Origin of the sequence: Joostella atrarenae (genome assembly GCF_021764745.1) — a bacterium.
Taxonomy (GTDB): Bacteria; Bacteroidota; Bacteroidia; order Flavobacteriales; family Flavobacteriaceae; genus Galbibacter; species Galbibacter atrarenae.
In genome coordinates, this window is the sequence record NZ_JAETXX010000006.1 from 113,216 (window position 1) to 139,277 (window position 26,062).

Sequence of the window (26,062 nt, forward strand, 5' to 3'; positions counted from 1 at the left end):
AGACTAATTTTAAAAAGCAAAGCAGATAACAAACTAGTTACGTCTATTTAGTACTTTATATTCTTCGTAGCAATTACTAATAGCATCAAGAATTTGTAGATCGTTTGCTGTTTCTATAAAACTATCAGAATAATTACAATTGATAAGGATTTCTTTAATTTCTTGTTTGTCTACTTGAAGGAGTGCCATAAGCGTTTCTCTATCAAATTTTGAAGACAAAAGATTCCGAATTTTATCATCTTCTTGCATTTTACGAAGCTTTTTCATCTGTTGGGGCTTCTTTCCGAAGAGGTTATGGAGAAAATCTGCGGGATTAAAAATAGAACCTAATACTTTAGAAAAGGCACCAGGATTTCCACTTCCACCTTCATAACCTATATTTAAACCAGAGATGCTATATCTAGCAGATTGATTGATGGGAATGTTCTTTGCGTCAATATCTAAATATCCTGTTAGTTGAAAAGGTCTTACAACTACTTCTTCTAAGGCAAATGCCAACTCTGTTAATCCAATTTTAGTATTTTGGAATTTAAGCATATCATTAGTTACACGAACTTTTATAGCTTTAAAACCAATATAAGATAGGTATAATGTATCATTTACACGCGCAGGAATGGTAAAGTCACCAGCTTCATCAGTAATAGTTCCAATTACTTGATTAAGGTTTAATACATGCACATTATTAATGGGAGTATCATCACTAGTATTTACCACAATACCTTTAAGTTCTTCTCCGCTATTTTGCGAAAAGACTAGAGTAGTAGTAAATAGGGCAATTATAATTAATATTTTTTTCATTACTTCAAACATACTAAAAAGTAAGCTGATGTCTAAAGAATGTGATTGGTTTATATACATATATAGTAGGGATCACAGTAGACCAACAGTTTGTTAGATAGTTATTAATCGGTGCTAAAAGTAATAAACAAAAGAAAAAAATGCGCCATATGGCGCATTTTTTAATTTATTATTAACTAAAATCTTTTTTTAGACCTTCTGTTTCCGCCGTTACTTCCGCCAGAACTATTTCCTTTACCGCCTTTTTTTCCGTAACGTTTTTCTCCAAAACCGCTTCCAGAAGAATTGCTATCGCTTCTACGACTTCTTCTTCTGTCACCGCCTCCGCCGCCAGATCTTCCGCGTCCTCCGCCAGATCTACCACGAGAATTCTCTCTAGAATTTTTAGATACTTCTACATTTACAAAGCGTCCATCTAATTTAAAATCGTTGAAGAATGCTAATATTGCATCTGTATGATTTGCATCTGTATTAAAGAAAGAAAAACTTTCTTTTACATCAACTTTAAATACATCATCCTGACCCAATTGAAGTTGTTCTTTAAGGAAATCCTTTAAAGTCATCCAATCGTAACCATCACGAGAACCTACATTTATAAAGTAACGTACTTTTCCGTCTCCAGAATGAGATCTATCTCTTCCGTCACTTTCTCTTGAGTTTCCAGAAACATTAATATCGACTGCTTTTTTGTAGTAATCAGCAAAGCGTCCAAATTCAACAGAAACCATTTTCTTAATAAGTTCCTCTCTTTCGATACCTTCAAAAACATCATTAATAGCAGGTAAATAGTGTTCTACTTCCTTATTAACTTCCGTGTTTTTAATTTTGCTAGCTAGGTGATAAAGTTGAATTTCACAAATCTCTTCAGCACTAGGTACTTTTTTCAATTCGAATTTCTGTTGGATAATACGCTCGATTGCGCTTATCTTACGAGATTCACTTTTGGTAATAATTACCATAGAGATTCCCGATTTCCCAGCTCTACCTGTTCTACCACTACGGTGCGTATAGGTTTCTATTTCGTCTGGAAGTTGGTAATTTATTACGTGAGTAATATCATCAACATCAATACCACGAGCAGCAACATCTGTTGCAACAAGCATTTGTATTTGTTTGCTTCTGAAAGATTTCATTACCATATCACGTTGATTCTGACTCAAATCTCCGTGTAATGCACCTGCGCTGTATCCATCTTCAATTAGTTTCTCTGCAACCTTTTGTGTATCACGTTTAGTTCTACAGAAAATAACAGAAAATATATCTGGATTGGTATCAGCTAATCTTTTTAAAGCTAAATAACGATCTCTACCTCCTACAACATAATATTCATGTTGTACATTAGAAGTAGCGGCATTTTTAGCACCCACAGTAACTTCTTGTGGGCTTTTCATAAACTTTTTAGCTATTGTAGCAACTTCTCTTGGCATAGTAGCCGAAAAAAGCCATGTACTTTTCTCCTTTGGCGCATGTGAAAGAATCTCATTGATATCCTCATAGAATCCCATATTAAGCATTTCATCAGCCTCATCAAGTACACAGTACTCAATTTTAGAGATGTCTACCATATTACGGCTAATCATATCTTTCATTCTTCCAGGTGTAGCAACAACAATTTGTGCTCCTCTTTTCACCTGTCTCGCTTGGTCGGTGATGCTTGCACCACCATAAATAGCTACCACGTTAAGAGATGGTAAATATTTTGAGTATAGTTTTAATTCATTAGCAATCTGTAAACAAAGTTCACGCGTAGGCGATAAAATAAGCCCTTGAGTGGTTTTACTGTTCACATCAATTTTCTGAATCATAGGAAACCCGAATGCAGCTGTTTTCCCAGTACCTGTCTGTGCCAATGCAACCATGTCGGTATCGTTGGCTAGTAGGACCGGAATAGCTTTCTCCTGTACTTCAGAAGGAGTTTCAAAGCCCATATCTGTGATGGCTTTAAGTAGCTGTTCGTTCAGTCCTAATTGTTCAAATTTGTTCATATATCTATTTAAAAATAAGGGCGCAAAGGTAGGCTTATTTATTGAGAATCTACTATTTATGGACTTAATTATTATTATTCCTTATTATTGATAATGAGGTTTTTAAGTCCTTGTCCCTTTTTCAAACGTTATATGGATATTTTTTCACACCCTTTTTTGGTCTAATCAAAAGTAGAATAGTGTAATTTTTTATGCTTTTTGAACCTTAATATTGAAAGAATTGGAGTTGCTTTTGGTTGATGCATTGTTAGTTAACTAAAAGAATTTGATGTAAACCCCCTTTTATTCTTATTAATTTAAGCTTATTTATATTTCTTTTTGATAGGTGACAACATCTAGAATTTTTCCAAACTTCTCACCTACATTTCTAAAATTGGCACATTCAAAATAGCCACATTTTCTAAATAAAGCAATACTAGCCGTGTTTTCTCCGGTAATTATTCCTAGTAAATTTTTAATGCCATTTGTTTTTGCTTTTTCTTCGAGGAAATATAAAACCTTTTTACCAACACCTTTTCCTTCAAATCCATTTTTAAGGTAAATTGTTACCTCCGCAGTACGGTCATAAGCTTGGCGTTTTTTAAAGTGTGTAGTAAAACAATATCCAGCCAATTCATTATCTGCATATATTAAGAAAGAGTGGTACAGATGATGATTAAAATAAAGTAACTCCTTTAATTCGTCTAAAGTTATAGGCTGTGTGTGGAAAGTGGCTGTAGAATTAGCAATGTACCAATCGTAAATTTCTTTAACTAAAGGAAGCTCTTCTTCTTGGATGTCTTTGTAGGAAAGTTCCATTTTTATATAATTTTATTACAAAGTTTTATATTAACTAAGGTAATCTATGAGTTGTTTTATAGCTTTTGCACGATGACTTACTTTATTTTTTTCTTCTGAAATTAACTCAGCAAAAGTGTTTTTATAGCCTTCAGGTTGAAAAATAGGATCATAACCAAAGCCATTATTCCCTTTTTTTGAAGTAGTAATAACGCCATTAATAATACCGTTAAAAATTATTTTTTCACGATCTGTGCGAAGGGCAATTACTGTTTTAAATCTTGCGGAACGGTCTTCTTTATCTTCGAGCTCTTTTAGTAGCTTGTTCATGTTATCGGTTGCATCTTTCTGTTCTCCGGCATAACGGGCAGAGTAGACGCCAGGCGCTCCATCTAAAGACTCTACTTCAAGTCCAGTATCGTCTGCAAAACAATTTAAATTGTAATTATCAAACACATAATTGGCCTTAATAGTGGCGTTCTCTTCAATTGTCTTTCCATATTCTTCAATCTCTTCGGTACAGCCAATATCATCTAAACTTAATAATTCTATGTCTGGAGGTAAAATTGATTTTACCTCTTTTAATTTATTTAAGTTGTGTGTTGCAAAAACTAATTTCATAAGTAATAAAGTTTTCTTTTTTCAAAAGTAATTTTTTGATTGTATATTAGTTAAATATTCCCCCGCTAATTTTAAAAAATATTATAGATGCGAAAGCTTGTGATTATTGCAGTCCTTATAATGGCTGGGAATTTTGTTTTTGGGCAAAAGATAGAGAATGATTCTTTACAGACTGCAAAGGTTAAGAAAGATAAGCGAGTGGAACTAACGCTAATGCCTTATATAAGCTATAATAGAAATTTAGAGTTTATGATTGGGGTCATTCCTATGGCGATGTATCGAATAAATAAAAATGATGCAATTTCTCAGAAATCGACTTCTGGACTTTCTGCGGTATATACTACAAATGGATCGTATTTTGTAGCATTTTTTAATCGTTTTTTCTTTGCTGAAGATCGTTGGAGAGGAAAACTATTTGCTTTAACTGGAGATCATGTGTCTCAGTTTTATGATGATGATACAGAGTTTCCTGGTTTTTACGAGTACGCTACAAATACTACAGTAGTAAGTGTTGGAGTACAAAGACGAATAATTAAGCATTTGTTTGGTGGGTTAACTTATACTTTTGCTGATTATGATACAACTTATGAAGATGACGTAGAAGAACCATCAGCGGTGCAAACTAATGCTTTGGAGTTAAATGTACTTTATGATACCCGAGACCAATATTATTATCCTATGCATGGAGAGAAAGCACAGGTAAGATATATCTCCTTCCCGCAGTGGTTTGGGAACGATCAAGACGCTAATAAAGTGCTAGTAGAGTATAATAAATACTTCCCTATGAAAAATGGTAAGGATTTAATTGCAGCTAGATTTTCGGGTAAATTGGGAATTGGAGATATTGCTTTTGAGCAACAGGTAACTATAGGAAATAAAGATATTAGAGGATATTCTCAGGGCGAGTTTCGTGGAGACGGATTAATGGCAGTGCAGGGAGAGTATCGTTATAATTTTGGAAAAAAAATGGGACTTGTAGGTTTTGCAGGGCTAGCAACTTTATATGGATCAGATGTTGAGGATAACAACTGGAAAATGTATCCTGGAGTTGGAGCTGGATATAGATATCAAGCTTTTAAAAAGGTGAAGTTTAATATAGGATTAGATGCTGCTGTAGGTAAAGACGATTGGGGTGTATATTTTAGAATAGGAGAAGCTTTCTAGAAATTCACAACGCAGAATTATATCAATAAGCAGTTTTGAGACAAAAGTTTGTTTGCCTTCAGTTTTTTATTTTTTTCGCCTAAAGCCTAAAGCCTAAAGCCTAAAGCCTAAAGCCTAAAGCCTAAAGCCTAAAGCCTAAAGCCTAAAGCCTAAAGCCTAAAGCCTAAAGCCTAAAGCCTAAAGCCTAAAGCCTAAAGCCTAAAGCTTAAAGCTTAAAGCCTATCTATGATGATAAGGTTCGTTTCTTAAGATGGTGAATCCGCGGTAGAGTTGTTCGATAAAAAACAAGCGTATCATCTGATGGGAGAATGTCATTTTTGAAAGTGATATTTTTCCTTGTGCTTTTTGGTAGACAGCATCAGAGAATCCATAAGGTCCTCCAATAACAAAAACCAGCTGTTTTACTCCGCTATTCATATGTTTCTGTAAATACTCAGAAAATACTTCCGAAGAGAAATTTTTTCCATTTTCATCTAAAAGAATGAGAATATCCGTAGGATTGAGTTTTTTTAATATCAATTCTCCTTCTTTTTCCTTTTGTTGCGCTTCAGAAAGGTTTTTTGCGTTTTTTATGTCTGGAATAATTTCAAAATCAAAATTAACATAAAAACCTAATCGTTTTATGTATTGACTAATAAGGGAGTTTAATTCCTTCCCATCTGTTTTTCCTACAGCAATAAGTTTGATATTCATGCTGCAAAATTATGAAATCTTATAAAATATTCGGAGTTTGCAATAGAATTGCTTAAAATTAATGAGTTCGAACTCGTAGCTATAGAGGATTTTAATAAATTAGCGCAAAACATTACGGAATGATTTCTGAAGAACAATTTCAAAAAGAGCTAGAGCTCATCATAATAAATGCCATCCGTGAAGATGTTGGAGATGGAGACCATAGTTCGCTGGCATGTATTCCTTCTGAAGCAAATGGGAAGGCTAAACTATTAGTAAAAGATAAAGGCATTATTGCTGGTGTAGAATTAGCAAAGCGAGTTTTTCATTATGTAGATCCTAATTTAAAAATAGAAACGCTTATTAATGACGGAGCTCATGTAAAAGAGGGTGACATTGTTTTTTATGTTGAAGGAAGTTCGCAATCTATTTTAAAGGCAGAACGCTTAGTGCTTAACGCCATGCAAAGAATGAGTGCTATTGCTACCAAAACGCAGAGTTATGTGAAGTTGTTGGAAGGTACAGGAACAAAAATTTTGGATACTCGAAAAACTACACCAGGAATCCGTGCGATTGAAAAATGGGCAGTAAAAATTGGAGGCGGAGAGAATCATAGGTTTGCATTATATGATATGATTATGTTAAAAGATAATCATATAGATTTTGCTGGAGGTGTAACGGAAGCTATTTCGAAAACCAAGCAGTATTTAAAAGATAATCAAAAGAATCTTAAGATAATTGTAGAAGCTAGAAACCTTAAAGAAGTAGAGGTTATTTTGGCTGCAGGAGGGGTTTTTAGAATCCTTTTGGATAACTTTAATTATGAAGATACACGTAAAGCAGTGGCTTTAATTGGAGATAAATGTCTTACAGAATCATCAGGAGGAATTAATGAAAAAACCCTTCGTTTATATGCAGAATGTGGTGTAGATTATATATCTTCTGGTGCGCTAACACATTCCATTTATAATATGGATTTGAGTTTAAAAGCAGTATAATATGTCTGTAGAGATTGAGGAAAAGCTAGCTAAAATACCTGTAGTAAATTACCTTGTTAAATTACTTAAAAATGTAAAACTTCCAGGTTTTGAAGGGCTTTCTGTTTATGATCTCGCGGAAATGTATTTTGTAGGGATTGTAAAAGGAGCGCTAACTTATAGAGCGAGTGCAATATCTTTTAGTTTCTTTATGGCGCTATTTCCTTTCCTACTATTTATTTTAAATTTAATCCCGTATGTTCCTATAGAAGGTTTTCAGCAGGATTTTATTCATTTTATAGAGAGTTTATTGCCACCGCAAACGGCTAATTTTTTTGATTCTATTATTGAAGATATTGTAAGTAAACGTAGAGGTAGTTTACTGTCTTCTGTATTTATATTGTCGATTTTTTTAATGGCAAATGGAATCAATGCTATTTTTGGAGGGTTTGAGACTTCGTACCATGAAGTGATTACAAGAAATGTTATAAAACAATATTTTGTAGCGGTAGGAGTAGCTTTATTAATGGCATTCTTGTTTTTAGCTACAGTAATCGGTTTTATTTTTTATGAAATTTATATTGTGCAATACCTGAGCGAATTGGCTGCCAAAACTAATGGCATGGATATTGAAAGAGGAGATATTATAGGAGTGCAGGTAGGTCGATTTTTATTTTTTGTAATCATCACTTATTTAACCACTGCAATATTGTATTATTTTGGTACTTTAGAAGGGAGAGAAACAAAGTTTTTCTCACCAGGAGCGCTGTTAACGACTATTCTCATTGTAGTAACAACTTATTTATTTGGAATCTACATTGAAAATTTTTCACAGTATAACGAAATTTATGGGTCAATTGGAGCGTTACTTATTTTAATGCTTTATATTTGGATTAACTCCAATATCTTGCTTTTAGGCTTTGAGCTTAATGCATCATTGAGGAGTCTTAAACGTAACTTTTAAACTTAAAATTATGATGAATAAAAAAATCGTACTTGCTATTTCATTTTTATTTTTTGCTGGAATGTCAGCATACTCACAAAGTGTATTAGGGCTATGGAAAACTATAGATGACGAAACAGGAAAAGAAAAGTCTGTTGTAGAAGTCTATGAAGAAAATGGAAAGGTCTATGGAAAAGTGATTGAGATTCTTAACAAAGATCGCGTAGATGTAGTTTGTGATAAATGTGAAGGAGATAAAAAAGATAAACCAGTTTTAGGAATGGTTATTATTGAAGGATTAGAGAAAGATGGTGATGAATATGAAGGAGGAACAATCTTAGATCCTGAAAAAGGAAAAGAGTATAAATGTAAAATTTGGGTTGACGAGGATGATGAAAATCAGCTTAATGTAAGAGGGTATATTGCCTTTTTGTTTAGAACTCAAGAGTGGACTAGAATCCATTAAAAAATACTTTGTTGCTTCTATATTTTTAAATGGAGGCTATTAGTAATATCTTAGCGTTAAAGGAGTTTTTTAAAGCTCTTTTAGCGCTAATTGTATATTTATGAAAAGCGACTAAAAGCTGCCGATAGCTAATTAATAAATCCAAATTAATAGATTCTGAAAAAATGCATTTTATAGATGTTATTCTACCCATACCACTAGAAAAGACATTTACATACGCTGTTTCTGAGCGAGAAGCTTCCTTTCTTCAGCCAGGGATGCGTGTTTCAGTTCCTTTTGGGAGGTCTAAGATTTATACGGGATTGGTGTATCGAGTTCATAATAAAGCTCCAGAGACATATAAGGCTAAAGAAATAGATCAGATTCTAGACAATGCTCCTATAATTACAGAGAGACAATTTAAACAATGGGAGTGGATTTCCTCTTATTATATGTGTAGTTTGGGAGAGGTTTTTAAAGCAGCTGTTCCTTCTGCTTTTCTGTTGGAAAGTGAGACACTTATTTTAAAAAATGAGAGTTTTAATCCCGAAACAGAAGAGTCTTTAAAGGATGATGAGTGGTTGGTTTATGAAGCGCTCCAGCATCAATCGATGTTAAAAGTACACGAAGTAAGCAGTATTATAGATAGAAAAAGTACGCTTTCCGTTTTAAAAAGATTGCTCGATAAGAATGTAATTAAGCTTAAAGAAGAGATTAATGATCAATACAAGCCTAAGCTTATTCGTTATATTAGGCTTAATGAAAGGTATACTTCTGATGATGAGTTAAATGGACTTTTAGAGCAGCTTTCTCGAGCGCCGAAACAAAGAGAGGTTATACTTACTTTTTTTACGATGGAAGCGGTGGCTGGAAAAGGAATTCAAGTTAAAGAACTAGAAGAGAAAAGCAATGCTTCATCGACTACCATAAAAGCATTAGTCGATAAAGAAATATTGGAGGAGTATTTTATTCAGCAGGATAGAATACAATATGAAGGGGAAGAGATTTCAGACTTAAAAGATTTAAATGAATATCAAACTTCGGCATTAAAAGAAATAGAAGAACATTTTACTTCAGAAGGAGTTGTTTTATTGCATGGAGTTACTTCTTCAGGAAAAACAGAAGTTTATGTTAAGCTTATTGAAAAGATTATAGCTGAAGGGAAACAGGTTTTATATTTATTGCCAGAAATAGCGCTTACTACACAGCTTATTAAACGCTTACAGGATTATTTTGGAGAAAAAGTGAGTGTATTTCATTCTAAATATTCTGTAAATGAACGGGTAGAAACGTGGAATAATATCCTTAAGGGGGCTTCTAAGGCACAAATTGTTATTGGTGCAAGATCTGCCGTTCTATTGCCGTTTTCTAACTTAGGACTCGTTATTGTAGATGAAGAGCACGAAACATCTTTTAAACAGTTTGATCCAGCGCCAAGGTACCACGCAAGAGATACGGCTATAGTTTTAGCGGCTATCCATAAGGCGAAAACCTTGCTGGGGACTGCTACTCCAAGTATTGAGAGTTATCATAATGCTAAGATTGGCAAATATAGACTGGTAGAGATTACCCGAAGATTTGGGAATGTAATGATGCCAGATATCGAACTCACAGATATAAAAGAGAAGCATCGGAAGAGAAAAATGACGGGGCATTTTTCAGATCGGTTATTAGAGGCTATTCAAGAAGCATTAGGGGAAAAGGAGCAAGTTATAATTTTTCAAAACCGTAGAGGGTTTGCGCCTATTTTGGAGTGTAATACTTGCGGACACTCTCCTCAATGTCCTAATTGTGATGTGAGTTTAACATATCATCAATATAAAAAGCAATTAAGATGTCACTATTGTGGGTATGCTATGGCAATGCAATTGGCTTGCTTGGCATGTGGGAGTAGTGAGATAGATACCAAAGGCTTAGGGACGGAGCAAATAGAATTGGCATTGAAAGAGCTTTTTCCGAAGGCTAAGATTGGTCGTATGGATTCTGATACTACACGGGGAAAACATGGTTATCAGAAAATAATTACCGCTTTTGAGCAGCTAGAAATCGATATTCTTGTGGGAACACAAATGCTTACCAAAGGATTAGACTTTAGAAATGTTAGTTTGGTGGGTGTTATGAATGCAGATACTTTATTAAATTTTCCTGATTTTAGAGCGCACGAAAGGAGCTTTCAGTTAATTCAGCAAGTTTCAGGTAGAGCAGGGCGTACAAAAAAGCGAGGTAAAGTAATAATTCAGACTTTTAATCCTTATCATCAGATATTACAGCAAGCCTCAATAAATAGTTATGAGGAAATGTTTACAGATCAGATTAATGAAAGGCGACAATTTAGATATCCACCTTTTACAAGAATTATAAAACTAGTTTTTAAACATAAAGATTATAATAAGGTAAATGATGCTAGTAGTTGGTACGCAAAAGCATTGCATACAGTTTTTGATAATCATACTAAAACAGAAATATTAGGACCAGAGTTTCCGCCTGTTTCTAGAATTCGAAATGAGTATTTAAAAAATATTATAATTAAAGTTCCGCACAATCAGTCTGTAAAGCAAACAAAAGATGCTATTAGAAGAATAGATAAGAGTTTTCAATCTATAGCAGCCTATAGAAGTGTGAGAATAATATATAATGTAGACGCTTATTAATGGTGAGAGTTAAATTTAAATAAGGAGATCCTTTTTAAATTTGGTTTAAGAGTTTGTACTGCTTAATGCTTCCGATAGCTCCGTCTTTTTGTTTCTACTAAGCGGAATTTGTTTTCCGTTAACTTCCACATTTTTACTATTAAACTTCTCTACTTTATCTAAATTAACAATATAAGACTTATGAATTCTTAAGAAGCGATTTTCAGGAAGTTCTTTTTCAAAAGATTTCATCGTAGAAAGAATAACAATGTTAGCATCATCCGTTACTAACTTTATATAATCACCTAAAGCTTCTACCCAATTAATTTCATTTAAAAAGACTTTTCTCTTCTTAAGATTACTCTTTACAAAGATGTGATCATCATCTTCTTTAGATGCAACTTTTAATTTGAAGTTGTCTTGAGCTCTTTTTATAGAGGCCTCAAAACGTTCTTGAGTAATAGGTTTATGAAGGTAATCTGTTACATCGTAGTCAAATGCTTTAAGGGCATATTGTGCACTTCCAGTAATTAGTATAACTTGCGGTGGTTCGTTAAGAGCTTCTAGTAAGTCGAAACCATTAACAACAGGCATTTCAATATCTAAAAAGATAAGATCAATGCTTTGTTTTTTTAGACCATTCCTTGCTTCTATAGCATTACTGTATTCAGCAACTAAGTTGAGCATAGGGTGATTTTTTATCAATCTAGCAACAGACATTCTTTGAATGCTTGAGTCGTCTACAATAATGCAATTCATTTTCATTTTGACCTAATAGGTAAGTGGTTGGATATTTATGAAGTACAATTTTAGTGAAAAAAGTAAGGGTAAGCAAGTAAAATGTTGTGAAAAGGCAGAGTTTTGTTGTCGAAAGGGGAAAAATAACCTTCTTTTATCGAAATGTTGCAGATTAGCTTTTTTATTACGATAATTAATTCTACTTTTGCAGCCTTAAAAATTAACAATAATATTCACATTATGAATCATTACGAAACTGTTTTCATTCTTAATCCCGTTTTATCTGAGACTCAGATAAAGGAAACAGTTAAGAAGTTTGAAGATTTCTTAACCTCTAAAGGAGCAGAGTTTGTATCTAAAGAAGATTGGGGGCTAAAAAAATTAGCATATCCTATTCAAAACAAGAAAAGTGGGTTTTACCATCTTTTTGAATTTAAAGTAGCTGGAGAGGTAATCGAAGGTTATGAATTAGAATTTAGACGTGACGAACGTGTTATGCGTTCTCTAACTGTAAGTTTAGATAAGCACGCTATTTCTTGGGCAGAAAGAAGAAGAACAAAACTTAAACAAAAAGCTTAGTATTATGTCATCTATAGAGCAACAAGCAAAAGGAAAAAAAGATGGAGAAATTAGATATCTTACTCCACTTAATATAGAAACTAATAAGACAAAGAAATATTGTCGTTTTAAAAAGTCAGGCATCAAGTATATCGATTACAAAGATCCAGACTTTTTATTAAAATTAGTAAATGAACAAGGTAAGATCTTACCAAGAAGGTTAACCGGAACATCATTAAAGTATCAAAGAAAAGTATCTGTAGCAATTAAAAGAGCTCGTCACTTAGCTTTAATGCCTTACGTAGCAGATTTATTAAAATAAAAGAAGGTAACCATGGAATTAATATTAAAGAAAGACGTAGATAATTTAGGTTTTAAAGATGATGTGGTAACTGTAAAAAATGGTTACGGACGTAATTTTTTAATCCCTCAAGGTCAAGCAGTCCTTGCTACAAGCTCAGCTAAGAAAGTATTAGCTGAAAATTTGAAGCAAAGAGCTTTCAAAGAGAAGAAAGTTATTGAGGATGCTCAAAAAGTTGCAGATCAACTTAAAGACATTCAGGTTAAGATAGTTGCTAAAGCTGGAGCAGGTAAGAAATTATTTGGTTCTGTTAGTAATATAGATTTATCTGAGGCTATTCAGAAAGAGGCTAGTCTTAATATAGATAAGAAATACATTAGCATCTTAGGAGGTAACGTAAAAGTTGCTGGTCCTTACGAAGCTACTATAAGATTACATAGAGAAGTAGTAGTTAATTTCCCTTTCGAAGTTACAGTAGAAGAGAAGTAATTAAGAATTCTTTGTTAATAAAATGTTAAGGCCACTTGTTAAAGTGGCCTTTTTTGTTTGTAGTTTTATTGCTACCGCCAACAAATCATAAACATTTAACTCATTAACAATGAAAAAATTACAGTTACTACTTAAGCTATTACTAGTAATGACAGTGGGAACACTTAGTTCCCAAGTAACAACCTCAAATATTAAAGGGGTTGTAACAGACTCACAAGGTGAGCCACTACCAGGTGCTAGCGTGGTAGCAGTTCATACACCTACAGGGACTAATTATGGTGGAGCAACCAATTTTGAAGGTCGCTTTAATCTTCTCAATCTTAGAGTGGGTGGTCCCTACAAATTAACAATCTCATATATTGGTTTTCAATCTCAAGAGGTTACTGGCGTATATTTAGATTTAGGACAGACCTCAGACTTTGAGATTAAACTGGTTGATGATAGTCAACAATTAGGAGAAGTTGTTGTTACAGGGGATAGTTCTGGTGCCTTTGATGCTGATAGGACTGGTGCAGAGACGAGTGTAGGAAGAAGAGAGCTTACAAGGCTGCCAACCATTTCTAGATCAGCTCAAGATTTTACAAGATTAGAGCCTACCTCAAGTAGTGATGGCTCTTTTGGCGGAAGAAACGATCAGTTTAATAATTTTTCTTTAGACGGAGCTGTTTTTAGCAATCCTTTCGGTTTGGATGCTGCTACTCCAGGAGGACAAACAGATTCACAACCTATTTCTTTAGATGCTATTGATCAAATTCAGGTATCTATTGCCCCTTATGATGTTACCCAATCTGGATTTACAGGAGCATCAGTTAATGCTGTAACTAAAAGTGGAACAAATAATTTTTATGGTACAGTATATGGTTTTTTTAGAAATGAAGATCTTACGGGAGGTAAGATTGAAGGAGAAAAGGTAATTAAGCCAAAATTAGAGCAAAACCAATATGGTATTAGTATCGGAGGACCAATTATTAAAAATAAGCTTTTCTTTTTCGCAAATTTTGAAAAAGATGAAAAAACAGATTTAGGTACCTATGGATTCATACCAAATACAGGTTCAGGCGCAGTAAATGAGTCACGAGTTACCGAAGGGGATTTAATGGATGTTAAAAATGCTTTAGCGGGACTTGGTTACGATACTGGAAGATATGAGGGGTTTACTTATGGAGCAGCTTCCACAAAAGGAATTATAAAAATTGATTGGAATATTGATGACAACAACCGACTAGCATTTATTTATAACTTTTTAGATGCTTACAAAGAGAAACCAGCACACCCAACTGCCATCGGAGTAAGAGGGCCAAGTGCTTCTACGTTACAATTTGAAAATTCTGGGTACCGTATTAATAATAATATTCAATCTTTTCAATTAGAATTAAATTCAAATATATCGGATAAAATTGTTAATAAACTACAATCAGGATATACCTACTTTAATGATTATAGAGATCCGTTATCTTCACCCGCACCTAGTATTTTAATAGAACAGAATGGTTCTAATTATATTGTTGCAGGCCATGAACCGTTTTCTATAAACAATACTCTAGATCAAAAAGTATTTCAAATTACTGATAATTTAAATATATTAATGGGAGATCATAATTTAACGTTAGGTTTTTCTGTTGAAAAATTTGAGTTTGAGAATAGTTTCAATTTAGGGTTTTATGGAGGTACATTTGGATTTGAAATTGACGGTGATCCAGATACTCCTCCTCGTAATTTTGCTAGTGTTCAAGAGTTTCTAGCAAATTCGCAGCCAGGGGGACTTATAGATAACCTTATACAAGGAGCAGAAGGTACTTATAATGCTCTAAATGCAAGTGATGGATGGTCGTTGGCTGAAACTAATGTTGGTCAGTTTGCATTTTATGCTCAAGATGAATGGAATATTTCTGATGAATTTAAGTTAACTTATGGAGTTCGTTTTGATAAACCTTTATATTTTAATACAAAAGATAAAATTCAAGAGAATATTGATAGAAAAGGAACATATGTTCCAGATATTCCCTACTTCGATCCAGAAACAAAGGAAGAAGTAAAGCTTAATTCATTACAACTTCCAAACAACGACTTTCTAGTATCTCCTCGTTTAGGTTTTAATTGGGATGTTTTAGGAGACAGAAGCTTTAAGTTAAGAGGGGGAACTGGTATTTTTACAGGTAGATTCCCTTTTGTTTGGCTTGGTAACCAAGTACAGGGAGTAGACGTGTTTTTTTATCAAATTGTCGATGCTGATTTCAAATGGCCACAGGTATGGAGAAATAGCTTAGGTGCAGATTATAAATTTGAAAATGGTCTGGTTTTAACTACAGATCTTTCATACACAAAAGATATTAATGGAATCAATGTTCAGAATTGGGGGCTTAGTGACCCAAGTGAGAATTTAAATGCGCCAGGTGATAATCGTGCATATTATGCAGATTCTGATAAGGGAAACAATGCGTATGTATTTACAAATAGTGATAAAGGTCGTGTTTGGAATGCTACTTTTAAAGCACAGAAATTCTTCAATAATGGGCTTTTTGCAAGTCTTGCATACAATTATTTAAATTCTAAAGATGTTAACTCAATTGAAGCTGAAATTACTGGAGATGCTTTCGATTTCAATCCAGTAGTTGGAGATGCCAATCAAGATGTATTATCTTTTTCTAAGTACGGAGATTCTCATCGTATTATTGGAGTTATTTCCAAGCAATTTAAATATGGACATGACAAATGGGCGACTACAATATCCGCTTTTGGAGAATATGCTCAAGGAGGAAGATTTAATTATACTTATGCTGGTAATATTAATAATGATAGTTCTTTTCAGAATAATGATCTTATTTATATTCCAACTTCAGAAGAAGTTCAGCAAATGCAATTTATTGGTAATCCAACAGAACAAGCTACTCAAGCTGCGGCATATGAAGCATACATCCAGCAGGATGAGTATTTAAATGAAAACAGAGGGGACTACATGGAACGTTATGGCGCTTTAGCACCATGGAGAAGTAGATGGGATGTGAAAATATTGCAAGATTATAATTTTAAAGTTTCTGAAACAAAAACGAACACAATCCAATTTAGTATTGATATTTTAAATTTTGGTAATTTATTAAATTCTGATTGGGGAGTTATTCAGCAACCAAGAAATTTAAACCCGGTATCAGTAGTGTCTATAGATGCTAATAATGTTCCAACATATAGTTTTGATCCTACTTTAACAGAAACTTTTGGAGCATTTTCTGGAATTCAATCTAGATGGCAAGCTCAAATAGGATTACGCTATATCTTTAATTAAATTTTAAAGTACTTCTCTAAAAGGATAATTTCTTAAATTTTATTATAAAAGGCTATGCACTCCGCATAGCCTTTGTTATTTTTGCAAAATCTAAATTGAATCGTAAAAAAAATTAGGTGAAGTACAGAAGACTTACAAAGGAGCAGTTAGAAGAAATGCATCAAGAATTTATAAATTTCTTAGCAACGCAGACTATAACTGTTGATGAATGGAACGATATAAAGAAAAATAAACCAGAGGTTGCTGAAGACGAAATTGATGTATTTAGTGATTTAATTTGGGAAGGTGTTTTAAGTAAAGTAGATTATTTGGAAAACATCTCTGCTACAGAAATGCATTTATTTTATTTGGGAGAAAAAGAAATGAGACTTATCGCTGTACGCGTACATCAGCCAGGTGTAGATTTAACTACAAAAGAAGGGTTTACTTGGTTTAAGAATAACTTTTTAACGGAAGCCGTTGAAATGATGATTGCAAATAAAGCATACTCTGAAGACCGTAATAAGGATAAATTTGAGCTTATCGAAAAGGGAGCAGTTATTACAAAAGGAGAGTTATTTAATTATTTTGACGATATATTACCAAATTAACTTTAAGATGTGTGTTGGTGGTCTTTAGAATAATCTATTTCTAAAGTCATTAACTCAAACACAATACTAATATAATGGCACAAAAACCAAGCATAGCTAAAGGAACTAGAGATTTTACACCAGAAGAGGTTGTTAAACGTAACTATATAATCGATACCATAAAATCTCATTTTCAAACATTCGGATTTCTTCCAATAGAAACACCGAGTTTTGAGAATTCGGATACATTAATGGGGAAATATGGAGATGAAGGAGATCGACTTATTTTTAAGATCTTAAATTCAGGAGACTTCCTTTCTAAGGTTGATGATGCTTTGTACGAAAAGAAAGATGCAAATGCACTAACGGGAAAGATTTCCGAAAAGGCTTTGCGTTACGATCTTACAGTTCCGTTTGCTCGTTATGTGGTTATGCATCAAAATGAAATCGAATTGCCTTTTAAGCGTTATCAGGTTCAACCAGTTTGGAGAGCGGATAGACCTCAAAAAGGGCGTTTTAGAGAGTTTTATCAATGTGATGCTGATGTAGTAGGCTCGAAGTCTTTATGGCAGGAAGTGGAGTTTGTGCAATTGTATGATGCCGTTTTTCATAGTTTAAAGCTGGAAGGCGTAACTATAAAAATGAATAACCGTAAAATACTTTCAGGAATTGCTGAAGTTATTGGTGCCAAAGATAAATTGATCGATTTTACAGTAGCTCTAGATAAGCTAGATAAAATTGGTGAAGATGGTGTGAAAAAGGAAATGTTGGAAAAAGGAATCAGCGAAGATGCGATTCAGAAAGTACAACCTTTATTTTCTTTTACAGGAAGTAACACCGATAAACTAAATAGTTTACGCGCTCTTTTAGAAGCTTCAGAAGAAGGAATGAAAGGTGTCGATGAATTGAGTTTTATAATAGATGCTATTACTGCTTTAGGACTTAAAACAGCTAAATTAGATTTAGATGTAACATTAGCTCGTGGTTTAAATTATTATACTGGAGCCATTTTTGAAGTGGGAGCTCCTGCAGAAGTAAAAATGGGTTCTATTGGTGGCGGCGGTCGCTATGATGATCTTACCGGTATTTTTGGACTTAAAAATGTAAGTGGAGTAGGAATCTCTTTTGGATTAGATCGTATTTATTTGGTTTTAGAAGAATTAGGACTTTTCCCTGAAGAAGTCTCAGAAAGTACTAAAGTATTGTTCTTAAACTTTGGTCAAAACGAAGCATTATACTGCCTAAAAGCACTTAAAAAACTTCGTGAAGCAGGTATCAAGTCAGAGATGTATCCTGATGATGCTAAAATGAAAAAGCAAATGAATTATGCTAATAAAAGAAATATTCCATTTGTAGTTTTAGCTGGTTCTAAGGAAATAGAAGGAGGTACTTTTACATTAAAAAATATGAATTCTGGAGAGCAGTTTGAAGTAACAACAGAAGAACTTATTGAGAGAGTAATGATTAAATAGTTTTAATTTCCATAATCTTATTCTCAAAGGAATCTTTGTAATTAGATTTACTTTTAATTCTTGTTTTGTAGGTGTAAATAGTTGCAACTGAAAGCTCAAGAAAATCGGCAATCTGGTTACTATCTTGGATTCCGAGTCTATATAAAGCAAAAAGGCGGAGCTCTGTATTTAGGAGCTCCGATTTTTTTAATATGTATTTGTGCTCTTCTGGAAATAGCTGATTAAAATCTGTTATAAAAGTTGGAAATAGTTTTAGGAATATCTCATCGAAATTTTTAAAAAGGTCGCTACGTTCTTTCTTTACACTATATCTATTTAGGACAGTTAGAATTTCATCTGTTTTTTTAGCGATTAGTTTCTGCCGAGTACTTTTCTGTAAGCGATCTATTTTTTTTATAAAACCTGAAGTGGCTTGAATAAAATAAGTAATGTACTCTTGTTTAATTGCATCTGCTTCTCTTAAATGCATATTTACTTTTTGTAATTCATCGTATGAAGCTATTAATTCTTTTTTTGATGTATTTCTTACTTTAAGCTGTTTGAAAATTATAAATAAGAAGACAATCACTATTATCACTAATACTCCTAAAAGAATTGCAATTTTACTTAATAAACTATTTTGTTGCTCAATTTTATGCATTTGAGCTTCTTCAATAATTGGAAGAATACTTGAAATTTGAATTTTTCGGTGCCTTGCATTGTAAAAAGTAGCATCATCCATAGCTAGATGGATATACTTGTTTGCACTGTCTAAGTCATTAATTTCATAAAGTTCGTTGGCTAGATTACGTAAAGCTACCGTCTCTTTTGTTGCAGATTGAACATCAGAAATAGCTGCTAAAGCCAGATACTCAATTGCTTTTTCAGTATAACCGCGTTCCCCATAAATATAACCAAGACTAGAAGTTGCAATACCATAATACTTAGGGGAGAGGTCATAGTTGTTTATCCAATACTCAAAAGCAAACTCAGCGCCTTTAAGGTCTTGTTGTTTTAATCTCCTTAAACTCTCTGTTGTCCAATATTCATTAGTATTTTTATCAACATAACTTAAAGCCTTATTTATGTATTTATTACCTTTTTGAATATAGTTTATACTAAAGCGATGGTCCTTGTTGTAATCTGCTAAATCGTAGTATGTACGTGCTTTAACAGAGTAATAGTTAAATTTATTCTCTTTGGATAATAAGTCAGGATTAATATCATTTAATATGTCTATTGCTTCTTTAAATAGTCCTGAAGAAAGTAAAATAAACCCTTCATTAATAGCAACTTCATTTATTAATTCTTCCTTTTCTAATTTTATAGCTTTTTGTTTTGCATTCTCTAAATAGTAGTATGCAGAATCATATTTAAAAGAGCGATATTCATTAAATAATAGAATATAAGATTGGTATAAACTGTAATCGCCTCCATTAACAATATTTTTTTGAAGCCCTTTTTTTAATATTTCTATCTTTTTGTATTTCTGCTGAATGTAGTATTCTTTATTGTCAAGCTCGTTTTCTAGTTTTTTTAAAATTTCTTCATGACCATTAGCAAAAATGCTAGCAGTAATAAAAAAAAGAAAAACCGAAATGTATCGCATTTTAGTATTATAAAAAGGTTGGTTGATAATAGTAGGTATTTGTTATTTATAATTAAAAACTAGTTCATAGAGTGCTTCACTAACGCCAAAAAAATGATAACTGATTATTGCTTAGTATATTATTTAATTGTTCTTAACATAATTCATTGCGATTCCATTAATTACAAGCGACAATATATGAGTTTTTTAAAATATTGTGCAATATTAATTGCTGAATAATGAATTTTAAACACTAATTACTCTCGATTTAATCTTGATTTTTAAACATTTAATTAAATATTATATTGCTGTAAATGAGTTGTTTGAGTGTTTTTTGAAACTAAATAAATCTTGATTTTTATTATATATTTTTCTAACGGTTTTTCTTGGACTTAGTTTTGAAACAGCTTGAAGAAAAGTTGAGAAGAATGGGGTTTTCTAATAAATTACCTTGAACATTAAAAACGATTTAATTAAATAGTTAGCTTTAAACCAATGGATTAAGTTTTTATGGAAAGCCTCACTCACTTTTAAGAAATAGATAACAGTTTTGTGACTCAATTAAAGAGGAATTATAAAATGAAAAATATAAAATCAATACCCGAACTTAACCTATTTAATAAGATGCAGAAGTGTCTTTTATTACTCATTTTAACGTTATTTTTTTCATGTGATGAAAAGCCGATATCTATTTTATCTCCTGATAATAAAAATGAATTGATTTTTAGCTTAACAGAGAAGGGAGAACCTCAATATGTTCTTTCTTCAAGAGGTAAAAACGTGTTGTTACCTTCAAAGCTTGGTTTTGAATTTGAAGAAAATGAAGCCATGAAAGAAGGATTCAAAATCATCAATATTGAAAAAAGTACTGCCGATGTTTTATGGGAGCAGCCGTGGGGAGAGTTCAAAGAAATTCGAGATCACCATAATGAATTGATTGTTCATTTAAAGGAAAAAAATGGGAGCGGACGAACAATGGATCTTGTTTTTAGACTTTTCAATGATGGACTTGGGTTTAGATATATTTTTCCGAAGCAAGAGAATTTAGGGAAAGTGAAAATTTCCAATGAAATTACTGAGTTTACTTTTCCAAATCAAGAAGATGTATGGTGGATTCCTGTTCATCGTGAGAATAGCTATTATGAAAGTTCTTACCGAAAAACTCCAATTGGACAGACAGATACTATAAATACTCCTGCTACTTTTGAAACAAAAGACAGTTTATATGTAGCTATTCATGAGGCTAATTTAACCGACTTTGCTTCAATGACCTTACTTAAAAGTAATGAGAAACAGTATAAAAGTGAATTAGTACCGTGGGCGGATGGAGTAAAGGTTTATACGGAAACTCCTTTTAAAACTCCTTGGAGAACAGTTATTGTAGGTGAGAATCCTGCTCAATTAGCTACCTCTACGTTAATGCTTAATCTCAATGAACCTTCTAAGATCGAAGACCTCTCTTGGATTGAGCCTTCTAAATATATTGGAATCTGGTGGGGAATGCATTTAGAAAAGTATACCTGGGGGCAGGGAGAAAAACACGGAGCTACAACAGAAAATACAAAAAAATATATAGATTTTGCTTCAGAAAATGGATTTGATGGAGTTTTAGTTGAAGGTTGGAATGTAGGATGGGATGGTGATTGGACAGCAGATGGACGTGCTTTTAGTTTTACAGATGCATATCCTGATTTTGATCTAGAAGAAATTTGTAAATATGCTGCTCAAAAGAATGTTCGTCTAATTGGTCATCATGAAACTGCTGGAGCTGCAAAGCACTATGAAGACCAGCTTGAAGATGCCTTTGCATTGTATAAAAAAAATGGAGTAAACGCTGTGAAAACAGGATATGTAAACAAGTATCTGAACAAAAAGGAATGGCATGATAGTCAATATGGAGTGAGGCATTACAGGAAAGTGATTGAAACTGCTGCAAAATACCACATCATGATTGATAATCATGAGCCAGTAAAAGGAACAGGGTTACAAAGAACATACCCTAATTTAATGACTCAAGAAGGCGGTAGAGGTCAAGAATACAATGCGTGGTCTCCAGACGGGGGAAATACTCCCGAGCATACTACAATAATGCCTTTTACAAGAATGCTTTCTGGTCCTTTTGACTTTACTCCAGGGAATTTCGATTTTGATTATAAAACGCCAAACGGAGCAATGGTAAATACAACTTTAGCAAAGCAATTGGCTCTATATGTAATTATTTATAGTCCGCAGCAAATGGCATCAGATCTACCAGAAAACTATAAAGATCAACAAGCATTTCAATTTATAAAAGATGTGCCTTCAACCTGGGAAACAACTAAAGTGCTTGATGCTCAGATTGGAGAATATGTTACTACTGTTCGTAAAGATAGAAATAGTAGAAACTGGTATTTAGGTGCTATTACAAATAAAAAAGCGAGAGATATAAGAGCGGAATTATCTTTTTTAGAACCAGATAAAAAATATGAAGCTACTATATATTCAGATGGGAAAGATGCCAATTACAAATCGAATCCTTACCCTATAATCATAACAAATCAGTTGGTCAATAATAAAAGTGTATTAAATTTAGAATTGGCTCCAGGCGGCGGAAGTGCTATTAAATTTACTCCTGTAGATTAATATAAACAAAGAAATATATTGCTTTTTGCTACTGATAAGTGAAGGCATCTATAATATCATAAGCGAGTAAAATAATTAGTTTGATTGAGAAGTGAACTTTTTTATGAACAATGGTTGTAATTCAACCTTGGGTGAAAGCTCAAAAAAACCTGTCTGAATATTATTTTAGACAGGTTTTTACATTTTAAAAAACTACTAATTAATAAATTTTCATTTAATCAAACATTATTTTTTAGACCAACAACAGTAAGCTGTAGCTAAACAACAGTCAGTATTTTATAGGTTTAAATAAGTGTTTTTTTCTAATGATTTAGGACAATAAATATTTAATTTTAGAAGGTTTTAGACAATAAATTATTAACCAACTTACTAAATGAACTGTGTTTGTATTTTGCGTTTTTTCGGGAAGCTTCAAGATACTTTTATTTCGTTTAGAACTTATACTTTTTGAAATTGAAAACAAGTAAAAGAATACTTTCTATTGATATTATGAGGGGATTAACGCTCTTCTTGATGCTATTCGTAAATGATTTATTTGAGTCTGGAGTACCAAAATGGTTAGTACATAGTAAAGCAACCGAAGATGCTATGGGACTTGCGGATTGGGTGTTTCCAGGGTTTTTATTTATGGTAGGACTTTCTATTCCATTTGCATTTTTATCACGAAGAAAAAAAGGAGATAATAACCTCGATATATTAAAACATATTTTAATTAGAACTTTAAGTCTCTTACTTATTGGTGTCTTTATGGTTAATATAAATGAACTCAATTCAGTGCTGGCAGGAATTAATAAATACCTATGGGCTGTTTTAGTGTATATTTCTATATTTCTCATTTGGAATAAATATCCTGATAAGTCTAGTTATAGCGTCTTATTTAAGGTGTTAAAAGGAATCGGAATCCTTGGATTAGTACTTTTAGCTTATATTTTTAAAGGAGGAACTGAAGAAAGTCCAACTTGGATGACAACAGGATGGTGGGGAATTTTAGGACTTATAGGTTGGGGGTATTTTGCTGGATCCATATCTTATTTGCTAACCCGTGGAAAATTAATAGGAGTTGTTATTTTATGGATTGGTTTTATAGTGCTAAATATATTATCACAGCTACAGTTATTAGGTTTTTTAAATCCAATGAAGCCTTATTTTGGTGTTTTAATTAGTGGAAATACTCCTTCAATTGTTCTTTGTGGATTGGTAGTCGGAATGCTTTTAAAAGATAATAAAGATGATTTTAAAAAGCTAATGCAGATACTTTTACCATTTGGACTATTGGTTCTTTTTATTGGATTTATATTTCGAAATTGGTTTATCATATCTAAAATGCAAGGAACGCCTACTTGGGCAATGATTTGTAACGGAATAAGTATTTTGGTTTTTTGTTTACTCTTTTATGTGATAGATTATTTAAAGATTTCTAAATGGAGTTCAATATTCAAGCCTGCAGGTCAGAATTCTTTAACTACCTATTTGGCGCCTGATATTATTTATTATACAATTTGGGGTTTCGGATGGAATATTCTTATTTATAAACAAGAAGAATCGGCATTATTGGCTGTAGGCGGTTCTATTATATGGGCATTTGCTATGATTGGCTTTGCTGCTTTACTTTCAAAAATTAACATCAGACTAAAACTTTAAAAAATGAAACAGATTTATCTCGTATGTACGTTTTTAATTACTTGCTGTTTATTACAAGCGCAGAGTGAGCTTCCTTTGAGAGGAATTGCAATTGCAGCACCAGCAAAACAAGATGTAAACAGGTTTGTTAAGTTTATAAATGAAGAGCTCTCCCCCCGAAAAGTAAATACAATGGTATTGAGAGTGGATTATGACTATGAATATAAATCGCATCCTGAATTGGTAAATAAAGGAGCGCTTTCTACCGAAGAAATTAATAGGATAGTGGCGGCTTGCAAAAGACAAAAAATTAAAATCATTCCACAGATAAATTTATTGGGACATCAATCTTGGGCAGATTCGATAGAGAAATTATTGCAGGTATATCCTGAGTTCGACGAAACCCCACATGTGAAAATTCCTGAAAAATATGAATGGCCAAACGAAGACGGATTGTATTGTAAAAGCTATTGTCCGCTTCATCCAGAAGTTCATAAAGTAGTTTTCGATTTGGTAGATGAAATAATGGAAGTCTTTGATGCCGATGCATTTCATGCAGGAATGGACGAGGTTTTTTATATTGGAGACTCTAAATGTCCTCGATGTAGCGGAAGGGATAAAGCTGAATTATATGCTGGCGAGGTTACAAAAATAAGAAACCATTTAGCAAGTAATGGACAGCGTTTATGGATTTGGGGAGATCGATTGATTGATGGAAAAACAACAGGAATTGGGATGTGGGAAGCGAGTATGAATAATACTCACCGAGCAATTAATTTAATCCCAAAGGATGTTATTATTTGCGATTGGCATTACGAACGGGCTGATCCTACAGCGGTTTATTTTGCAATGAACGGTTTTGATGTAGCTACTTGTTCATGGAGAAAACCAGAAGTTGCTTTAAAACAACAACAAATGCTAAAAGATTTAAGAGCGAATGCCACCGATGAGATGAAAGAGCGCTATAAAGGGATGCTGCACACAGTTTGGACAAGTGCTGGGAATTTTTTAGATATGTTTTATGCAAATGATAGCGAAGAGGTAAATGAGGCTACTACTTTTAAAGCATTATTTAAAGCCTCATAAACCTTATAACTCCTCACAGCTATATCCTAAACCATGTAATGTATTTGCAATGGTTTTAGCAGTAGTTTGAACAGTTTCGACTCTGAGGATTTTATCACAATCCTCAAGGTCGAAATTCCACTGTTCGTTTTTTTGCATTAGTTGATTTAAAAAGGGGCGTAATTTTTTTAGCTCTTTTCTTCTTTCTACCGAAGTTTTAAATACTAATACTGATTTCATAATAAAAAATGAGTCGGTTAGCGTTCCCAGAAAAATGGCGGTTCAATATTCAAACTTCTTAGGTATACATATCCTTGCCCACGATGATGAATTTCATTATCAATAAAATAGAGAATTGAGGATATAACGGTGCCTTCATATTCTCCAAAAAGTTTTATCTGTTTTGAGAAGTCTTTTGCTTCAAGTTGCTTCCAATAATTATTAATATCTTCAGTAGACTGATCCCATAGTTTTAAAATAGCAGATTTCTTTCCTCCATGATCAAAATCTTCTCTTAATTTTTCTGTATTTCCAACTACAATTTCTTTCATTCCGGGTGCCGCTATTCCTATAAGTTCCATTGTCATTTCAGCAAAAGTTCTCATGCCTCCAATATTGTAGTTAAAGAATTTGTCTTCAGGAAAAATCTCTATTACACGACGGGTAAGTGCTCTATGTCCTTGCCAATGCGCTAATAGCTCGTCTGGAGTTAATACAGTTGCTTTGTTTTCATTGATTTGATTGTCTGCGTTTTTCATAATTATATATT

Annotated in this window: 23 protein-coding genes; 14 read left to right on the top strand and 9 right to left on the bottom strand. The window is 33.1% G+C overall.

Translation table 11 applies throughout. The annotated features are described in order from the left end of the window. Positions 1-33 precede the first annotated feature (33 nt). From JM658_RS10530 to JM658_RS10545, 4 genes are all read right to left on the bottom strand, one after another. Entirely contained in the window at positions 34-798 is a 765-nt protein-coding gene (locus JM658_RS10530; RefSeq protein ID WP_236959223.1) for a carboxypeptidase-like regulatory domain-containing protein, read from the bottom strand. Between the two features lie 176 nt (positions 799-974). After that, positions 975-2,783: a DEAD/DEAH box helicase gene (locus JM658_RS10535; RefSeq protein ID WP_236959224.1), complete on the bottom strand. Its 1,809-nt coding sequence runs from the start codon at positions 2,781-2,783 to the stop codon at positions 975-977. Positions 2,784-3,089: 306 nt separating this feature from the next. Beyond that, the gene (locus tag JM658_RS10540) at positions 3,090-3,581 is read right to left on the bottom strand and encodes a GNAT family N-acetyltransferase (RefSeq protein WP_236959225.1); all 492 of its coding nucleotides are present in this window, start codon (positions 3,579-3,581) and stop codon (positions 3,090-3,092) included. Between the two features lie 30 nt (positions 3,582-3,611). Next, complete coding sequence (locus JM658_RS10545) at positions 3,612-4,181, bottom strand: non-canonical purine NTP diphosphatase (protein WP_236959226.1); 570 nt, start codon at positions 4,179-4,181, stop codon at positions 3,612-3,614. Positions 4,182-4,268: 87 nt separating this feature from the next. Between JM658_RS10545 and JM658_RS10550 the strand changes: the two genes are divergently transcribed. Then, complete coding sequence (locus JM658_RS10550) at positions 4,269-5,345, top strand: BamA/TamA family outer membrane protein (RefSeq protein ID WP_236959227.1); 1,077 nt, start codon at positions 4,269-4,271, stop codon at positions 5,343-5,345. Positions 5,346-5,564: 219 nt separating this feature from the next. On the opposite strand, the gene rlmH is transcribed toward JM658_RS10550, so the two are convergent. Next, on the bottom strand, positions 5,565-6,038 hold the full coding sequence (gene rlmH, locus JM658_RS10555) for a 23S rRNA (pseudouridine(1915)-N(3))-methyltransferase RlmH (RefSeq protein ID WP_236959228.1): 474 nt from the start codon (positions 6,036-6,038) through the stop codon (positions 5,565-5,567). Positions 6,039-6,157: 119 nt separating this feature from the next. Between rlmH and nadC the strand changes: the two genes are divergently transcribed. From nadC to priA, 4 genes are all read left to right on the top strand, one after another. After that, on the top strand, positions 6,158-7,015 hold the full coding sequence (gene nadC / locus JM658_RS10560) for a carboxylating nicotinate-nucleotide diphosphorylase (protein WP_236959229.1): 858 nt from the start codon (positions 6,158-6,160) through the stop codon (positions 7,013-7,015). 1 nt (position 7,016) lies between these two features. Continuing rightward, positions 7,017-7,958, top strand: coding sequence for a YihY/virulence factor BrkB family protein (locus JM658_RS10565; RefSeq protein ID WP_236959230.1), 942 nt, complete (start codon positions 7,017-7,019; stop codon positions 7,956-7,958). A gap of 10 nt (positions 7,959-7,968) precedes the next feature. Then, complete coding sequence (locus JM658_RS10570; protein ID WP_236959231.1) at positions 7,969-8,403, top strand: DUF2147 domain-containing protein; 435 nt, start codon at positions 7,969-7,971, stop codon at positions 8,401-8,403. A 164-nt stretch (positions 8,404-8,567) separates the two neighbouring features. Continuing rightward, the gene (gene priA, locus JM658_RS10575) at positions 8,568-11,033 is read left to right on the top strand and encodes a replication restart helicase PriA (protein WP_236959232.1); all 2,466 of its coding nucleotides are present in this window, start codon (positions 8,568-8,570) and stop codon (positions 11,031-11,033) included. A gap of 45 nt (positions 11,034-11,078) precedes the next feature. On the opposite strand, the gene JM658_RS10580 is transcribed toward priA, so the two are convergent. Further along, positions 11,079-11,777 (bottom strand): LytR/AlgR family response regulator transcription factor, encoded by a 699-nt coding sequence (locus JM658_RS10580; protein WP_236959233.1) that lies wholly within the window; start codon positions 11,775-11,777, stop codon positions 11,079-11,081. Between the two features lie 213 nt (positions 11,778-11,990). On the opposite strand from JM658_RS10580, the gene rpsF reads away from it, so the two are divergent. The 6 genes from rpsF (at position 11,991) to hisS (ending at position 18,419) form a co-directional block, all read left to right on the top strand. Beyond that, complete coding sequence (rpsF, locus tag JM658_RS10585) at positions 11,991-12,329, top strand: 30S ribosomal protein S6 (RefSeq protein WP_236959234.1); 339 nt, start codon at positions 11,991-11,993, stop codon at positions 12,327-12,329. A gap of 4 nt (positions 12,330-12,333) precedes the next feature. Then, complete coding sequence (gene rpsR / locus JM658_RS10590) at positions 12,334-12,630, top strand: 30S ribosomal protein S18 (protein WP_202027488.1); 297 nt, start codon at positions 12,334-12,336, stop codon at positions 12,628-12,630. Between the two features lie 12 nt (positions 12,631-12,642). Beyond that, positions 12,643-13,098 carry a 50S ribosomal protein L9 gene (gene rplI / locus JM658_RS10595; RefSeq protein ID WP_236959235.1) on the top strand — a complete coding sequence of 152 codons (456 nt, stop codon included), beginning with the start codon at positions 12,643-12,645 and terminating at the stop codon, positions 13,096-13,098. Between the two features lie 109 nt (positions 13,099-13,207). Next, positions 13,208-16,378 carry a TonB-dependent receptor gene (locus JM658_RS10600; protein WP_236959236.1) on the top strand — a complete coding sequence of 1,057 codons (3,171 nt, stop codon included), beginning with the start codon at positions 13,208-13,210 and terminating at the stop codon, positions 16,376-16,378. 116 nt (positions 16,379-16,494) lie between these two features. After that, positions 16,495-16,968: a DUF6495 family protein gene (locus JM658_RS10605; RefSeq protein ID WP_236959237.1), complete on the top strand. Its 474-nt coding sequence runs from the start codon at positions 16,495-16,497 to the stop codon at positions 16,966-16,968. Between the two features lie 74 nt (positions 16,969-17,042). Further along, positions 17,043-18,419 carry a histidine--tRNA ligase gene (gene hisS, locus JM658_RS10610; protein WP_236959238.1) on the top strand — a complete coding sequence of 459 codons (1,377 nt, stop codon included), beginning with the start codon at positions 17,043-17,045 and terminating at the stop codon, positions 18,417-18,419. On the opposite strand, the gene JM658_RS10615 is transcribed toward hisS, so the two are convergent. Further along, positions 18,412-20,007 carry a DUF6377 domain-containing protein gene (locus JM658_RS10615; RefSeq protein WP_236959239.1) on the bottom strand — a complete coding sequence of 532 codons (1,596 nt, stop codon included), beginning with the start codon at positions 20,005-20,007 and terminating at the stop codon, positions 18,412-18,414. The genes hisS and JM658_RS10615 overlap by 8 nt on opposite strands. 603 nt (positions 20,008-20,610) lie before the next feature. Between JM658_RS10615 and JM658_RS10620 the strand changes: the two genes are divergently transcribed. The 3 genes from JM658_RS10620 to JM658_RS10630 all read left to right on the top strand — a co-directional run bounded on the left by JM658_RS10620 (position 20,611) and on the right by JM658_RS10630 (position 25,314). Beyond that, complete coding sequence (locus JM658_RS10620) at positions 20,611-22,608, top strand: glycoside hydrolase family 97 protein (RefSeq protein ID WP_236959240.1); 1,998 nt, start codon at positions 20,611-20,613, stop codon at positions 22,606-22,608. Positions 22,609-23,061: 453 nt separating this feature from the next. Then, on the top strand, positions 23,062-24,249 hold the full coding sequence (locus JM658_RS10625; RefSeq protein WP_236959241.1) for a DUF5009 domain-containing protein: 1,188 nt from the start codon (positions 23,062-23,064) through the stop codon (positions 24,247-24,249). A gap of 3 nt (positions 24,250-24,252) precedes the next feature. Next, complete coding sequence (locus tag JM658_RS10630) at positions 24,253-25,314, top strand: family 20 glycosylhydrolase (RefSeq protein ID WP_236959242.1); 1,062 nt, start codon at positions 24,253-24,255, stop codon at positions 25,312-25,314. Positions 25,315-25,317: 3 nt separating this feature from the next. On the opposite strand, the gene JM658_RS10635 is transcribed toward JM658_RS10630, so the two are convergent. Further along, entirely contained in the window at positions 25,318-25,533 is a 216-nt protein-coding gene (locus JM658_RS10635) for a hypothetical protein (RefSeq protein WP_236959243.1), read from the bottom strand. A 17-nt stretch (positions 25,534-25,550) separates the two neighbouring features. Further along, positions 25,551-26,051: a DinB family protein gene (locus tag JM658_RS10640; RefSeq protein WP_236959244.1), complete on the bottom strand. Its 501-nt coding sequence runs from the start codon at positions 26,049-26,051 to the stop codon at positions 25,551-25,553. Positions 26,052-26,062 lie beyond the last annotated feature (11 nt).

Bases quoted from the DNA above. Each gene is read 5' to 3' on its own strand.
- JM658_RS10640 (WP_236959244.1), bottom strand. From the start codon at position 26,051: ATGAAAAACGCAGACAATCAAATCAATGAAAACAAAGCAACTGTATTA.
- JM658_RS10635 (WP_236959243.1), bottom strand. From the start codon at position 25,533: ATGAAATCAGTATTAGTATTTAAAACTTCGGTAGAAAGAAGAAAAGAG.
- JM658_RS10570 (WP_236959231.1), top strand. From the start codon at position 7,969: ATGATGAATAAAAAAATCGTACTTGCTATTTCATTTTTATTTTTTGCT.
- rpsR (WP_202027488.1), top strand. From the start codon at position 12,334: ATGTCATCTATAGAGCAACAAGCAAAAGGAAAAAAAGATGGAGAAATT.
- JM658_RS10630 (WP_236959242.1), top strand. From the start codon at position 24,253: ATGAAACAGATTTATCTCGTATGTACGTTTTTAATTACTTGCTGTTTA.
- hisS (WP_236959238.1), top strand. From the start codon at position 17,043: ATGGCACAAAAACCAAGCATAGCTAAAGGAACTAGAGATTTTACACCA.
- JM658_RS10565 (WP_236959230.1), top strand. From the start codon at position 7,017: ATGTCTGTAGAGATTGAGGAAAAGCTAGCTAAAATACCTGTAGTAAAT.
- JM658_RS10615 (WP_236959239.1), bottom strand. From the start codon at position 20,007: ATGCGATACATTTCGGTTTTTCTTTTTTTTATTACTGCTAGCATTTTT.
- priA (WP_236959232.1), top strand. From the start codon at position 8,568: ATGCATTTTATAGATGTTATTCTACCCATACCACTAGAAAAGACATTT.
- rpsF (WP_236959234.1), top strand. From the start codon at position 11,991: ATGAATCATTACGAAACTGTTTTCATTCTTAATCCCGTTTTATCTGAG.
- JM658_RS10580 (WP_236959233.1), bottom strand. From the start codon at position 11,777: ATGAAAATGAATTGCATTATTGTAGACGACTCAAGCATTCAAAGAATG.
- rlmH (WP_236959228.1), bottom strand. From the start codon at position 6,038: ATGAATATCAAACTTATTGCTGTAGGAAAAACAGATGGGAAGGAATTA.
- rplI (WP_236959235.1), top strand. From the start codon at position 12,643: ATGGAATTAATATTAAAGAAAGACGTAGATAATTTAGGTTTTAAAGAT.
- JM658_RS10535 (WP_236959224.1), bottom strand. From the start codon at position 2,783: ATGAACAAATTTGAACAATTAGGACTGAACGAACAGCTACTTAAAGCC.
- JM658_RS10600 (WP_236959236.1), top strand. From the start codon at position 13,208: ATGAAAAAATTACAGTTACTACTTAAGCTATTACTAGTAATGACAGTG.
- JM658_RS10620 (WP_236959240.1), top strand. From the start codon at position 20,611: ATGCAGAAGTGTCTTTTATTACTCATTTTAACGTTATTTTTTTCATGT.
- nadC (WP_236959229.1), top strand. From the start codon at position 6,158: ATGATTTCTGAAGAACAATTTCAAAAAGAGCTAGAGCTCATCATAATA.
- JM658_RS10545 (WP_236959226.1), bottom strand. From the start codon at position 4,181: ATGAAATTAGTTTTTGCAACACACAACTTAAATAAATTAAAAGAGGTA.
- JM658_RS10550 (WP_236959227.1), top strand. From the start codon at position 4,269: ATGCGAAAGCTTGTGATTATTGCAGTCCTTATAATGGCTGGGAATTTT.
- JM658_RS10540 (WP_236959225.1), bottom strand. From the start codon at position 3,581: ATGGAACTTTCCTACAAAGACATCCAAGAAGAAGAGCTTCCTTTAGTT.
- JM658_RS10530 (WP_236959223.1), bottom strand. From the start codon at position 798: ATGAAAAAAATATTAATTATAATTGCCCTATTTACTACTACTCTAGTC.